Below are 12,905 nucleotides of genomic sequence, written 5' to 3'. Positions count from 1 at the left end.
ACATGAAACTAACAAGCGTTCAATCCGATGCAATCCAGGAACTCGGAAACATTGGCGCTGCACATGCAGCAACCACCCTGTCCCAGATGCTGGGCAGTACTGTGGAGATGAGTGTGCCGGCGATCAAGGCGATCGATATTTCAGAACTCGGGAACTATATGGGAGAGGAATCTGCCGCCATGGTCGCCTTTGAGCTCCAGGGTGATATTCCCCATGGGGGATATATCATCTTCTATATTTCCCGTGAGTCCGCAATACGCCTGACCAATACCATGCTCGGGCTGACCGATATGAACCGGACAATGAACGAGATGGATGAGAGCGCGTTGCTGGAAGTGGGCAATATCATGGTCTCGGCATTTCTGGATGCCACAGCCGAGCTGCTCGGATTTATCATGCTCCCTTCACCACCGGTCCTGAGCCTTGACATGGCGCACGCAACTATGTCAAGCCTGATTGCCCAGATGTCGGAAGAGGTCGATGATGTCCTGCTCTTCTCCACAGAACTGGTCTGTGAGGAGCACAAGATTGACAGCGATATCATTATGCTCCCGGAACCCTCCACACTTGCCAGGATTGTTGAACTGATGGAAAACATGATGAAAGGTATTTAATGAGCGTTGGGAAGACGATGCCCGATTCACATTCCAAAAATGAGCAGACCGCGATGATCGGGATTGGCGAATACCGGGTCGGCTCGTTTCCCATGATGACTATCGGACTGGGATCCTGCATCGGCCTCACCTTATATGATGATTCCCTCAAAGTCGGCGCTATGGTCCACATCATGCTGCCGGAGAGTGCCGGACGGAAAGACCGGCCGGGCAAATATGCGGACACCGCAGTACCGGCAATCATCAAGGAACTCAATGCCATGGGCTGTAAAAACCGGTCCCTGGTTGCAAAAATGGCCGGGGGAGCTGCAATGTTCGAATATTTCGGAGCCAATCTCAATATCGGTGAAAGGAACGCAGTTAAGGTCAGAACTCTCCTGGAGGAAAACCATATCCGCGTCGCCAGGGAAGACGTGGGCGGCAAATGCGGGCGATCGGTCACGTTTCTCCCGGCAAACAGTGGCAAGTTCAGTATCCGGAGAGCAGATGGCACAACGGCCGAACTCTAGTTTTTTTGTTCTCATTATCATTCTTCTTCTTTTTGTACCGGTATCTGCCGATCTGCAGAATACTACACCTTCCCCGGTCCCCTATACCATTAAGCTTTTCATCCCATCTCCGGATATGATCCATTCCGATCAGGTCATGAAGCTGATTAACGGTCCTGATAAAAGTGCGATTGTTGCTACCTCCTATGGTCTTTCAACCTATTACGCGAATGGAACCTGGTCTACAAAACACCTGGATCTTGACAATATTTCAGAAGGCCTTATGAGTGATTATATCACCGCAGTTGAATTTGACGGGGACGGTAATCTCTGGATTGGATATTCCCGGGGCATCCAGATCAATAATGGCACGTATTACCAGGTGATCCGGGACCAGCAGCTCCTGAAAGATACCAATATCAAGGATCTCCAGCGCTGGAACAATGATATGTGGGTCGCCACCGGGCATGCCGGGATTCACCGGTACCGTAACGGTACCTGGACATGGTTCCAGCCGGGTTCACAGGGCGGGCCAGGTTTTTACGAAGTCAGCAGCATGACCCTGGACCCGGCAACGCATGCATTGCCTGATGAGCTGGTAATTGCAACGGTCAACGAAGGGTTATGGGTAGTACAATCTCCTGAAGATCCCGTCCGCTTTGAAAAGATTGCCGACAAGGGTTCCCGCTATGGCCTCCTCGACCAGGCCCGGCAGGATCCACGGGGGGGCATATATTTTTTCAATAATTCCATGGTGGTACATTATTCACGGGATCAGGGGTTTGTACCTGTACTTTCCGGCTCCGATCTTCTGATATCCGGTACTGCTGTCAATGATCTGGCAGCAGCGGCAGATGGGAAAGTGTATCTTGCCACGGATGACGGGATTTTTATCTGGGAAAACGGGGGAATTTACCGCCATCTGAACCGGTTTGAGGGTATCGGAACATCATCTGTCATCAGGACCCTGAATATTGATGCGGAAAACCGGGTGTGGTTCTCATCCCACGGATTTGTCGGATATTATATCGATCAGACATCACCGGAAAACGCACTCATTATTGAGACCGTAACACCGACTACATCTCCTGAGCCGGACTCGGGGAGCACGTTCCCGGGAGCAATCCCGACTCTCCGCGAGGATACCATTGCACCACTACCACTTGAATCATCTGCTGCTGAAGATTCTGGCGGGGGAATCGGTGCAATTATCGATCCGATCCTTCGGGCAATCGGGACCGTACTCTCGGGATTGGGCATTCACTGAATGAAAATTTCAGGCCTGTATCCTTCACAGGATCCATTCCGGGGGATATCGAGGGAAATCATACTTATCCCGTCCTGAGGGATTCCCGTCAATTAAAAAAAATTATTTCTGGTTCTTACCCGCAAGCTCAAGCACACAGTACTGCTCGATCGAATCGAGCAGTGCTTTCCGGGCTTTCTTGACCCGCATCTCGTCATTTGACGAGAAATCATTCGCGATATACCGGAGGGTCGTGGAATAAAACAGCATCCTCGGATATTCCTTCTCAAAGTCACCAATCCGGTTCATCGCTTCCTTCTGCTCGTGGTTCATCAGTTCAAAAGAGAAATCGAAAAGCTCGATGATATACGAGGGCATCCCTTTTGAGATAGCAAGCTTGCGGAAACTATGGTACGTGATCTTCCTGGTGGTGAGGAGGGACAACTTGAGACCCAGGTAGATCGGCTCGAGTTCGTTCGGGTACTGCTTGATCAGCTGGTTGACAACCCCGGCTGCACCGGCAGCATCTCTTGTTTCAAGCTTGTAATAGTATAATTCGCGCAGGAAGTGGCTGTCGGTGTAAAAACGTTCAGCACCGATATCGAGGAGGCGTTTGCGCATCTCCGGGTCATTGGTTGCGGCAGCATTCTTCAGGCCAATCTCAACAAACCATTTCTCGCTTGAAAACCATTCAAGACCGATAAAGATCATCTGCCAGAATATCTTCTCTAAGAACGAAGGATCGTCAATCTCCAGCTGTTTCAGATGGTTTACCGGTGGTTTGATCTGTGCCAGGTTAAGCATCAGCTCCCGGGCAAGCAGTTCCATCTCGCCGGGACGATGGTTTTTTACGGTTTCATCGTCCTTTTTGAATTCCCTGAGGGAAAGTACATAATAGCAGTAGGCAACGGCAGTTCCGAGTTTTGTATCGAGGGTTGCATATTTTTTCAGGAAATCCAGGGCATGAATATAATCGCCGGATTTCAGGAGCTTGAGGCCGACAACGATATTAATGCCGATCTCTGCATTTTTGTTCTTCTTGAACCGGATCGCATTGGCCATCACTTTGCGGACATAGTCAAAATCATTGATATTTGCGCTGGTATCCAGTACTTTGAACGTGATACTGTCAATAAAATCGTCATAGGAGCTGTCCATCAGACTGGGGAACGAATTCTCCAGTGCAGAGATCACATAGCCATAAAAGACCGGAAGGTTGGCATCCACTTTGATGGTATTGCGTTCGATATATCCGTAAAAATCTTTCTTCAGGAGGTGCAGCTTATCGTAGACAATTGCATCCGAAAGCTTCTCTTCCCGCATATACTGTCAATGGCATGTTAAAATATTAAAATGTATGAGAGACGGACTCGTCATTCCTCATCCTGTGCATAGTAATAGTATTCACCCAGGCTTTTCTGTTCCCGGTCAAGGAACGATCCGGGTTTGTTGATCCGGGGGCGGCCGCTCTGGTCACGGCGGAAGGTGACATCCAGTTCCTGCAGGAACCGGTTCATCCCGTCCCGCATGCGGAACGGGCCGGTGGCAGTACCTGAAATTCCGGGTTCGCCGTCAAAAACAAGGATCCGTTCGCTGATCATATCGATGAGATAGATGTCATGATCGATGACCATGATCCCAACTTCTTTACCCTCTGCATGGTGCTTGATCATCCGGGTTACCTTGACACGCTGTTCGACATCAAGATGGGCGCTGGGTTCATCGAGAATATAGAGATCCGCATCCCGCGAGAGGCAGCCGGCTATTGCAGTTCGCTGCAACTCACCGCCGCTGAGGGTGTCCACCGGCGACTGGAGGATCGGCTGGAGGTTGAGGGATTCAATGATCTCGTGCTGGTACATCGAGGTGTCAAACCGGGTTGTACAACGCCGGAGATACATCTCGACGCTGTCGGAAGTATCGGCCTTGATATACTGGGGTTTGTACGAGATCCGCAGGTTCGTCTCCATCGTGCCGGTAGTGGGCGTCTCCGCGCCGGCAAGAAGCTTTGCAAACGTGCTCTTCCCTGTACCGTTTGCCCCGACGATCCCCAGCACCTCGCCCGCCCTCACGGTCCCACCGGAGACGGTGAGACAGAAAGTATCATACTGCCTGGTCATCGGGGGAATAATGAAGAGATCCTCGCGGTCCGATCCCTTTTCATGCGCTCGTTTCTCGAACACGACCTGGGTGTCCCGGAACCGCACGTTCTCTTCAGCAAGGAATCCTTCAAGGTACTGGTTGATACCAACCCGGACCCCTTTCGGACGGGTGATGATACCGAATACGGCCGGCTTGCCATATCCCACGTGGACGGTATCGGCAAGCATATCCAGGATTGCCAGGTCATGCTCGACAATCACGACCGGGCGCTGCGTGGCCAGGTCGCGGATCAGCTTGGCTGCGGAAATGCGCTGGTAGATATCGAGGAACGGGGTGATTTCGTCGAGGAAATAGAGATCTGCATCGCGTGCAAGGCAGGCCGCAATGGCAACCCGCTGGAGTTCTCCCCCGGAGAGCGTGCTGATGTCATGATCGAGAATCGCATCCAGCTTCAGCGCCGGGAGGATCTCGCCAAGCTTGTTCCGTTCATCGGTGGTTTTGAGCAGCGCCCTTACATTCCCCGTAAAAACTTTCGGGATAAAATCGATGTACTGCGGTTTTGTTGCGATCCTCAGGGTCTTCTTTGAGACGGTCTGGAGGTAATCGAAGAGCTCCGTACCGGCATACAGTTTGAGGATCGCATCCCAGGCCACTTCCTCGTCAAAATTGCCAAGGTTCGGGCGGAGCTGTCCGGACAGGATCTTGATCGCTGTGCTTTTACCGATACCGTTCGCACCGAGAATACCGGTCACTTTTCCTTCGACAGGAGTGGGGAGCCCGTAGAGGGCAAACCCATTCTTCCCGTAACGGTGGGTCGGGTGCTCGAGTTCCTCGGGCAGGCTGACAATATCGATGGCATCAAAGGGACATTTCTTTATGCAGATACCGCAACCGACACAGAGTTCCTCGGAGATTACGGCCTTGTCATCGGCACCGATGACTACCGTTTCATCGCCGGTCCTGACCCGGGGGCAGTACCGGATACACTCGTTACCGCATTTCCTGGCATGACACCGGTCTTTGTGGACAATGGCAATTCTCATGGAGATCACAAAAAAGTTATTTCGGAATCGCCGTCAGCAGGAGTGTCCAGGCCATGAACCAGAACGCAAAGGTCATGAATCCCTGGTAAAACCAGTCTTTCCCGCCCAGTTTTGAAATATCCATGCCGAGGAGGAGGAAGATATATTTCTGGAAAACAACGCCGGCCAGCATGAGCATGAACCCGAGAAACCCATCATTCTGGTGACCTGTTGCATCAACTACACCGCCCAGATAAAACGAGAGCATCCCGGCAAAGAGCCCGATGAAACATGCGATAAGGGTCCGCTGGATACGGCCGATGTGATCAGCCTGTTTTTCCGCCCGGGTCTTTGCCTTCCTGGACTGGACAGGCGTTTCTATTGCTTGTACTTCACTCATCCCGCAACACCAGTTGTCTTAAATCTCTGTGCGCAACCCATATGTATCTTGGTCTGCCCTGCTGCCGGTTTACTGCATCTTACCGGGGTAAATGGATCCTGGCCACAAAACCTGTACGTTTGCCAGAGAAGTTATCGGTTTACCGTTTGTAACGGGATGTAATAATGCTGGTGGAAGATTCCGTTACCGGTTTCTGATACAGTATCCGGTTACAGGAACCCGGGTACCGGGAAAACAGAGTGCAGGAAAAGATCCGGGGCACCCCCCGACAACACATATTCCAAAAAATTATACGTTTATCAGGTTTGTGCAGCTAATAAGTATCAGGTAATTATCCATGGCTTCTGAACAGGGGATGAGTGGTATCGACGTTAAGGCGATAACGTCCGATCTCAACGGGAAGCTTCCGCTCTGGATCGACAAGGTCTACCAGTTCGATTCGCGAACTCTTGCGATCCGCCTCAACGGTGAGAACAAGGCCCGGAACCAGCTGATTGTTGAAGCCGGGCGCAGGGCGCACCTGGTCAGGAGCCTGCCGGAACCGCCGAAAAACCCCCCGCAGTTTGCCATGCTGCTCAGGAAATATATCTCCGGGGGCAAGGTCCTCGCTATCCGCCAGCACGGGCTTGAACGCATACTCATCTTCGATATCGGCAAAGGCAATCTCGTGTACCACCTCATCATCGAACTCTTTGATGAGGGAAATATCATCCTTGCGGATGAGAGCAATCTCATCGTCAAGCCCCTCCGGCACCACCGGTTCAGGGACCGCGAAGTGGTCCCCGGGGTTGCTTATACCTTGGGGACAACAGATCCTACGGCTTCCCTTGAAAATATCGCCGCAGTCCTTGCGGCAGATGACCGGGATATTGTCCGGTGCCTTGCGATCGGCTGCATGCTCGGGGGAATGTATGCAGAATATATCTGCACAAAGGCCGGGTATGAAAAGACCCATCCTGCAGCTTCAGCCGATCCTGCACGTATCTTCAGTGCGATCCAGGACCTGTTCCTCCGTGTCGTGCAGTCACCAACACCCGTGATTGCCCGGAAACACTGTGAACCAATCGATCTCTGGGACGGGAACGGGGTCACGGCATATCCTACATTTTCCGAGGCGCTTGAAGCGTTCTATCCCCTGACAAAGGCCGAGAAGAAATCTTCAGCACGGCCAAAGATTCCCAAGGAAGACCGGATCAGGCACCACCAGGAAGCAGCGATAAAAAAATTCGATAACACGATCCGGAATAACGAAGAGATCGTGGGCGCGATCTACGAGAACTACCAGTTCATAACAAGTCTCATCACCTCCCTGGATACGGCCAGCAGGCAACTCTCGTGGCAGGAGATCGAGAAGCATCTGAAGAACGCCAAATCCGCAGATGCAAAGATGATCGTTGCCTTCCACCCGGGGGAGGCGGCTGTTGAGGTCGATATCGGCAAACGGGTCAAGATATATGTTCATGAGGGCCTGGAACAGAATGCCGGCCGGTACCATGACCTGATTAAGAAATTCAAAAAGAAGAAGGCCGGGGCACTTGTGGCGATGAAGACCGTCCAGGTAAAGAAGACGGTCCGGAAACGGGACTTTATCCCCATGAAAAAACTCTGGTACCACCGGTTCCGCTGGTTCATCACCAGCGACGGGGTTGTTGTCCTCGGGGGCCGGGACGCATCGCAGAACGAGGAACTGGTAAAGAAATATATGGCCGGGGGAGACCTGTTCGTGCATGCGGATGTCCACGGCGCCAGCGTGGTGATCGTCAAGGGAAAGACGGAACGGATGGACGAGGTCGCGCAGTTCGCAGCCTCCTATTCCGGGGCATGGCGGAGCGGACATGCATCGGCTGACATCTACAGCGCCCTCCCGACGCAAGTAAGCAAGACACCGGAGTCGGGAGAGTTCGTCTCACGGGGCTCCTTCATAGTCCGCGGGGAGCGCACCTATTACAAGAATGTACCGCTCCTCGTGGGCATCGGCCTGATGCTGGAGCCCAATGCAGCAATGATAGGTGGACCGCCATCGGCAATCAAAGGCAGGACTGCGGCGTACATTGAACTCCAGCCCGGGCAGTTCGAGCCCAATGACGTGGCAAAAAAAGCCCTGCGCATCCTGAAGAGTAAAATTCCTGAGGACGATGTGAAGTCCCTCAAGGGAATTCTCAATACTGAAGGAGTCGCCGGATTCGTACCTCCAGGGGGCTCTGACATCGTGGGGCACCATGAAGGTTGAGTTCGGGGAGATCAAGGGTAACTATGGCGAGATCAGGCTTCTTCCGGAAAGCATAGACGATCTCTGGCATCTGCAGCACCTCATCGCCCCGGGCGACCTTGTCTTTGCTACTACATTCAGGAGCGTGGACACAGCAAGCGACAAGATCCGACCGGAGAAGATAGAGAAACGCCCGGTCCGCCTCGGTCTCCGCGTTGACCGCCGGGAATTCTCTGAGCACGGCGTCCGGCTCCGGCTGACCGGCCTGATCGAACACGGGATCGATACCGGCGCATTCCATACCATCAATGTGGAGACCGGTTACGAGATCTCTGTTATCAAACCGTGGCGTCCGCTTGACCTGGAACGGATCGAGCGGGCAAAGAAGGCCTCAGTCTACGGGGTCATCCACATCCTGACCCTTGAAGAAGGAGAGGCAGAACTCTTCCGGCTGCGCCAGTACGGGCCGGAAAGTGCCCTCACCATCATGGCCGGCAGCGGGAAGGGTGCTGAGACAGAGTCGCGATCTTCTTTTTTTGAACAGGTGATATCAGCCATCACCGATATCTCCGGTCCGCTCATCATCGCCGGCCCCGGGTTCATCAAGGATGATTTTGTCAAATTTGCAAAGAACAGGAACACTCCTGTGGCAGAACGCGCCATCGTGGTCGAGACACGCCGCATCGGCCGGGGTGCGGTCCAGGAAGTGATCGGTAAGGGTGCACTCGACAAGTTGATCGGCGATCTCCAGCTCTCCCGTGAAGTTCAGCAGATGGATGAAGTACTCCGCAGGATCTCCCTGGAGGGGGCCGTTGCCTATGGCAGGAAAGAGGTGGCTGATGCAATCGGGTACGGGGCGGTGGAGCAGGTCCTGATTGCCGACACCCTGCTCCGGGACCCGGAGATCATGGCCCTTATCGAGACCGCGGAAGGGATGCGGGCAGACATCGTGGTGCTCTCATCCTCATTCGAGCCGGGCGAGCGGCTTATTGCGCTCGGCGGGATTGCTGCACTGCTCCGGTATAAAATATGAGGCAAAAAAGAGCGGCGGCCGGGTTATCTGTGGGGAACAGTACCCGGACAAAAGGTACATAATTTCATCAGAGCGTTCTTGTATCTCCCTTGGGGGAGATTCATGTCACGCGTACCACAAAAAAGTTCCTGGGTTTTCTTTCAGGCATGTGACATCAATGGATGGTCAATCCGCCCGTAAAGGTGCCGGATGTGCCGTCGGGATTTATAACAACGACATTCCAGTTACCAGTATAGTTTTGAGGTATGTCAAACCAGACCGTGATTGATGTGGGTGTTGTTGCGCTGACCTGGAATTGCCGGATATCCGGATAAATACTACTGGTCAGTTTTACCGTGGCCCCGACAACGAAATTAGTACCGGTTATTGTATAAGAACTGTGAGAGTTTGACGATGCCGCGGAGGGGGCAATGCCCGTAACGGTCAGGTTACCTGCAGTTGTGGCTGCTGTCGTGGTCGTGGTTATTGAGGGATTTGACCGGACAATAAAACCGTTGGCATAGCTTCCGGAATTTCCGTTTGTGTTGGTCACCTGCACATCCCAGGCACCAACGCTCGCATTCGACGGTATGGCAAAAGTGCAGGTGATATCGCTTGCCGAAACAACTGATACGCCGGTAGCTGCAATACCCGGACTTCCGGAGTTTACCAGCTGCACCGTGGCACCGGAAAGGAAATTGTTGCCGGTGAGTCCGGTGACTGCTACTGAAGTGCCGGTATATCCGGTATCCGGTGTGATCCCCAGGACCTTCGGGCCTGAAGCTGCCGAAGTTGCGGAAGTCGGTGTTACCGTAGATGACGAAAGGGTTGTGGCAGCCGGTACCGGAGTTGCCGTAACGGCTGGAGTCCCGATCGGGATGGAAGATAACGCAATATTGGTAACTTTCACAGTGTACACTTTTTCAATCGTCATTCTGCTTACGGAATCTGTTCTTGAATCCATCCGGTACCCCCAGCTCCCGTCGCTGTTGGGATAGATTAATGCCCGTTCGTACATGTCGGTCGCGGCATCGTAGCTCACGATCAGGACCCCGATCACGGAGCTTGATTTGGGATTTTTGAGAATATCTCCTGCAGTGTACAGGGGTCCTGATGTGGCAGCAGGTATGACCGTGCCGGTAACTTCAGATTGTGCAGAGGAATTGGATGCAGAGGAATTGGAGCAACCTGCTATGAAAATGGTTATTGTAAGAAGTACAATCAGGCCCGATATCACGAGATATTTTCGTTCCATAGTGATTATATTGTCAGGCAAGTATAAAAACCGGTTCTCCTGAATTATCCGGCACTGGCGGGGACCGGAGCTTTTTTATTCCTGGTTGCAGGGACGGGACGAAACGATCAGTTACGGGAGAAGGGATCCACGATGATGATAAAAATGTGATAAAAAGGTATGAAATCCGAAAAAAATTATTCTTCTTTCTTCTCGGGCTTCTTGAAGGACTCGACCATGACAATCTCGGAGATGCCCTTGATCAGCTCGAACCCTTCGTGGATGATCCGCCCGCGCCAGAGCAGCCAGCGGCGGTCATAGGTCATTCCTGCGGGGAGGTCCATGGTGGCCTTGCCATTATCCATGGTGATCTCGATCTCCCGGCCTGCATAGAGCCGCACAAGGCCCTTGAGCTGCTCGAGCGGTTCGCTGACTTTATCCTCGATCTTGTACGTGTACGTGAGGGTCTGGCCGGCAAGGGGCGGGTTGAAGTCGACGATGACCCGGGCGCCGATGACATCGACAACCGTGCCTTCGCCCTGCTCCTCGATCTTGACGGGCATGCCGCGGACCGGCTTCTGGCTGAACTTGTTCTTCGGGTACGACTGGATCTTTGCCGGGTCGCGCTCGCCGAAAGCCTTGTCAGGCTGGACAGTGACGGAGCCTGATGCCCCGGCCTTCTTGCCGACAAGTTCCTCGTCGAGACCGATGATGACGTGTTTCTGGCCTACACAGATCGTGACCGGGCCGTAGAGTGCATTCGGGCTGTGGATACCGGCATTCTTAGCCTCATCGCCGTCGGTGGTATCAAAGACATTGCCATTGACGGTGCCCGTATAACTGAGCCTGATAAAATCTCCTTCTTTTATTGCCATTGCTTCACCTGCCTCTAGTATGTCGAAGACCAGACGTTTATTCCTTCTTGGTCTTTTAATAGAATTTAACGCACAAATCCTGAAAGGACCGGCCTCACCCGGGTCCGGCCGTTCAGGAATGAAGCGTCAACTACTATAAGTCGCAACGAAGACAGATAAAAGTGTGGCACAACCATGCTCGAAGTTGAACTCAAGGTAAAGATCCCCTCCCTCGATCCGGTCCGGGCAGCGCTCGTGAGCCGCAGGGCCACATTCCTCGGCCGGGTCCATGAACACGATATCTATTACAATGCCCCCCACAGGGATTTCGGTGTCACGGATGAAGCGGTCCGGGTCCGGTACACGAATGATCATGCGGTGGTCACCTACAAGGGCCCGAAGATCAGGAAGTTCGGCCTCAAGGCCCGGGAAGAACTGAACTTCGGGGTGGAGTCCGGTAAGGACTTCGAGACCATGCTCGACCGGCTCGGGTTTACGAAGACCACCGAGGTCAACAAGTGGCGGGAGACTTACCGGTTTGACGGGGCAACGATATCCCTTGACTCGGTCGACGAGCTTGGGACCTTTGCCGAGATCGAGATCATCATAGAGAACGAAGATACAAACCCGACCGGACAGATCGGAAGAATTGCAAAAGAGATTGGGGCGGAAGGCGAACCGATCCTCGCATCCTATCTCGAGCTTCTGCTCTCTAAACGGTCAGCAGCTCAATCCTGACATCCCGTGCTTCGTTGCAGGGACTTGCACGTCGAAGTTCGAAGATTTACTTCATAAATCTTCTCCTCCTCGAATCTCGCTTCGCTCAATTCTTCGCACGTCGAAGTCGAAGATTTACTTCGTAAATCTTCTCCTCCTCGGATCTCGCTTCGCTCAATTCTTCGCAGATCGAGATTTACTTCGTAAATCTTCTCCTCCTCGGATCTCGCTTCGCTCAATTCTTCGCAGATCGAAGTCGAAGATTTACTTCGTAAATCTTCTCCTCCTCGAATCTCGCTTCGCTCAATTCTTCGGATTGCAAAAGAGATTGGGGCGGAGGGAGAGGCGATCCTCGCTTCCTACCTTGAGCTGCTGCTCTTTAAACGGTCAGCAGCTCGATCTTGATATCCCGTGCGTCTGTCCCGAAGTGGATCATCGCACAGTGCCCGTCCATTGCCGGGCCGGGGTTGACAATTTTTACACCGTCAACATCCATCACGCCACGCAGTTCGTGGAGGTGGGCGCAGCAGACCAGGTCGAACGATTTCATGTGCTTCCTGATAGACTGGCTGCCCACGTGCTCGCCATTGATCTTGTCGAGCGTCTCGAACGGGGGGGCATGACAGAGGAGGACGTTATGAACTGCCTTCTCCATCTTTTTCATCGCGCCATGCAACACGTCATCTATCTGCTTGTCGGTCAGCTCGAACGGCGTATTGAAAGGCGTCGGGTTTGACCCGCCGACACCGGCAATCGTCATCTTCCCCAGGTTCATCTGGGCTCCATGCATGCTTACAGCATCGGAGTGTTCGAGTGTCTCGAGGATCTCACGCGGGTCACAGTTGCCGGGCACAGCAAAACACGGCACGTCGATGCGTGAAAGCACGTCATCGACCGCGTCAACGGGACCCATATTGGTGATATCTCCTGCAATAAATACCGCTTCCGGATTCAATTCCAGAAATGAATCAATTTTACCGAATTGACCATGGAGATCTGCTATTAA

12 protein-coding genes are annotated in these 12,905 nt (G+C 52.9%); 6 read left to right on the top strand and 6 right to left on the bottom strand.

Annotated elements, in window-relative coordinates:
• Positions 1–2 precede the first annotated feature (2 nt).
• From ABSE13_RS10505 to ABSE13_RS10495, 3 genes are read left to right on the top strand one after another with little or no spacing between them, the layout of a single operon-like run.
• Positions 3–614, top strand: a complete 612-nt coding sequence (locus tag ABSE13_RS10505; RefSeq protein WP_424028469.1) for a chemotaxis protein CheC — start codon at positions 3–5, stop codon at positions 612–614.
• A complete protein-coding gene (locus ABSE13_RS10500) occupies positions 614–1,123 on the top strand; it encodes a chemotaxis protein CheD (RefSeq protein WP_424028468.1) in 510 nt (169 codons plus the stop codon). The genes ABSE13_RS10505 and ABSE13_RS10500 overlap by 1 nt, the downstream gene beginning before the upstream one ends.
• Positions 1,101–2,369 (top strand): two-component regulator propeller domain-containing protein, encoded by a 1,269-nt coding sequence (locus ABSE13_RS10495; protein ID WP_424028467.1) that lies wholly within the window; start codon positions 1,101–1,103, stop codon positions 2,367–2,369. Before ABSE13_RS10500 ends, ABSE13_RS10495 begins: the two co-directional genes overlap by 23 nt.
• Before the next feature lie 102 nt (positions 2,370–2,471).
• Here ABSE13_RS10495 and ABSE13_RS10490 read toward each other — a convergent pair whose 3' ends face one another.
• From ABSE13_RS10490 to ABSE13_RS10480, 3 genes are read right to left on the bottom strand one after another with little or no spacing between them, the layout of a single operon-like run.
• Positions 2,472–3,671, bottom strand: coding sequence for a hypothetical protein (locus ABSE13_RS10490; RefSeq protein WP_424028466.1), 1,200 nt, complete (start codon positions 3,669–3,671; stop codon positions 2,472–2,474).
• A 50-nt stretch (positions 3,672–3,721) separates the two neighbouring features.
• The gene (locus ABSE13_RS10485; protein ID WP_424028465.1) at positions 3,722–5,494 is read right to left on the bottom strand and encodes a ribosome biogenesis/translation initiation ATPase RLI; all 1,773 of its coding nucleotides are present in this window, start codon (positions 5,492–5,494) and stop codon (positions 3,722–3,724) included.
• Positions 5,495–5,510: 16 nt separating this feature from the next.
• The gene (locus ABSE13_RS10480; RefSeq protein WP_424028464.1) at positions 5,511–5,873 is read right to left on the bottom strand and encodes an EMC6-like membrane protein; all 363 of its coding nucleotides are present in this window, start codon (positions 5,871–5,873) and stop codon (positions 5,511–5,513) included.
• Between the two features lie 337 nt (positions 5,874–6,210).
• Here ABSE13_RS10480 and rqcH point away from each other — a divergent pair, with 337 nt between their 5' ends.
• Together rqcH and ABSE13_RS10470 are read left to right on the top strand one after the other, a co-directional pair.
• On the top strand, positions 6,211–8,103 hold the full coding sequence (rqcH, locus tag ABSE13_RS10475; protein WP_424028463.1) for a ribosome rescue protein RqcH: 1,893 nt from the start codon (positions 6,211–6,213) through the stop codon (positions 8,101–8,103).
• A complete protein-coding gene (locus ABSE13_RS10470; protein ID WP_424028462.1) occupies positions 8,093–9,115 on the top strand; it encodes an mRNA surveillance protein pelota in 1,023 nt (340 codons plus the stop codon). Before rqcH ends, ABSE13_RS10470 begins: the two co-directional genes overlap by 11 nt.
• Before the next feature lie 154 nt (positions 9,116–9,269).
• Here the strand turns inward: ABSE13_RS10470 and ABSE13_RS10465 are convergent, their stop codons facing one another.
• Complete coding sequence (locus tag ABSE13_RS10465; RefSeq protein WP_424028461.1) at positions 9,270–10,349, bottom strand: hypothetical protein; 1,080 nt, start codon at positions 10,347–10,349, stop codon at positions 9,270–9,272.
• Positions 10,350–10,525: 176 nt separating this feature from the next.
• A complete protein-coding gene (locus ABSE13_RS10460) occupies positions 10,526–11,203 on the bottom strand; it encodes an FKBP-type peptidyl-prolyl cis-trans isomerase (protein WP_424028460.1) in 678 nt (225 codons plus the stop codon).
• A gap of 174 nt (positions 11,204–11,377) precedes the next feature.
• On the opposite strand from ABSE13_RS10460, the gene cyaB reads away from it, so the two are divergent.
• Positions 11,378–11,920 (top strand): class IV adenylate cyclase, encoded by a 543-nt coding sequence (gene cyaB, locus ABSE13_RS10455; protein ID WP_424028459.1) that lies wholly within the window; start codon positions 11,378–11,380, stop codon positions 11,918–11,920.
• Between the two features lie 358 nt (positions 11,921–12,278).
• Here the strand turns inward: cyaB and ABSE13_RS10450 are convergent.
• Positions 12,279–12,905, bottom strand: a 627-nt coding sequence (locus ABSE13_RS10450; RefSeq protein ID WP_424028458.1) for a metallophosphoesterase family protein, incomplete at its 5' end; no start/stop codon positions are given.

The organism is Methanoregula sp. (assembly GCF_049518935.1).
Classification (GTDB): domain Archaea; phylum Halobacteriota; class Methanomicrobia; order Methanomicrobiales; family Methanospirillaceae; genus Methanoregula.
This window is presented reverse-complemented; position numbering and strand designations above follow the sequence as displayed.

What these genes read in the sequence shown, in the direction of transcription:
- ABSE13_RS10505 (WP_424028469.1), top strand. Translation starts at nt 3, where the DNA reads ATGAAACTAACAAGCGTTCAATCCGATGCAATCCAGGAACTCGGAAAC.
- ABSE13_RS10500 (WP_424028468.1), top strand. Translation starts at nt 614, where the DNA reads ATGAGCGTTGGGAAGACGATGCCCGATTCACATTCCAAAAATGAGCAG.
- ABSE13_RS10495 (WP_424028467.1), top strand. Translation starts at nt 1,101, where the DNA reads ATGGCACAACGGCCGAACTCTAGTTTTTTTGTTCTCATTATCATTCTT.
- ABSE13_RS10490 (WP_424028466.1), bottom strand. Translation starts at nt 3,671, where the DNA reads ATGCGGGAAGAGAAGCTTTCGGATGCAATTGTCTACGATAAGCTGCAC.
- ABSE13_RS10485 (WP_424028465.1), bottom strand. Translation starts at nt 5,494, where the DNA reads ATGAGAATTGCCATTGTCCACAAAGACCGGTGTCATGCCAGGAAATGC.
- ABSE13_RS10480 (WP_424028464.1), bottom strand. Translation starts at nt 5,873, where the DNA reads ATGAGTGAAGTACAAGCAATAGAAACGCCTGTCCAGTCCAGGAAGGCA.
- rqcH (WP_424028463.1), top strand. Translation starts at nt 6,211, where the DNA reads ATGGCTTCTGAACAGGGGATGAGTGGTATCGACGTTAAGGCGATAACG.
- ABSE13_RS10470 (WP_424028462.1), top strand. Translation starts at nt 8,093, where the DNA reads ATGAAGGTTGAGTTCGGGGAGATCAAGGGTAACTATGGCGAGATCAGG.
- ABSE13_RS10465 (WP_424028461.1), bottom strand. Translation starts at nt 10,349, where the DNA reads ATGGAACGAAAATATCTCGTGATATCGGGCCTGATTGTACTTCTTACA.
- ABSE13_RS10460 (WP_424028460.1), bottom strand. Translation starts at nt 11,203, where the DNA reads ATGGCAATAAAAGAAGGAGATTTTATCAGGCTCAGTTATACGGGCACC.
- cyaB (WP_424028459.1), top strand. Translation starts at nt 11,378, where the DNA reads ATGCTCGAAGTTGAACTCAAGGTAAAGATCCCCTCCCTCGATCCGGTC.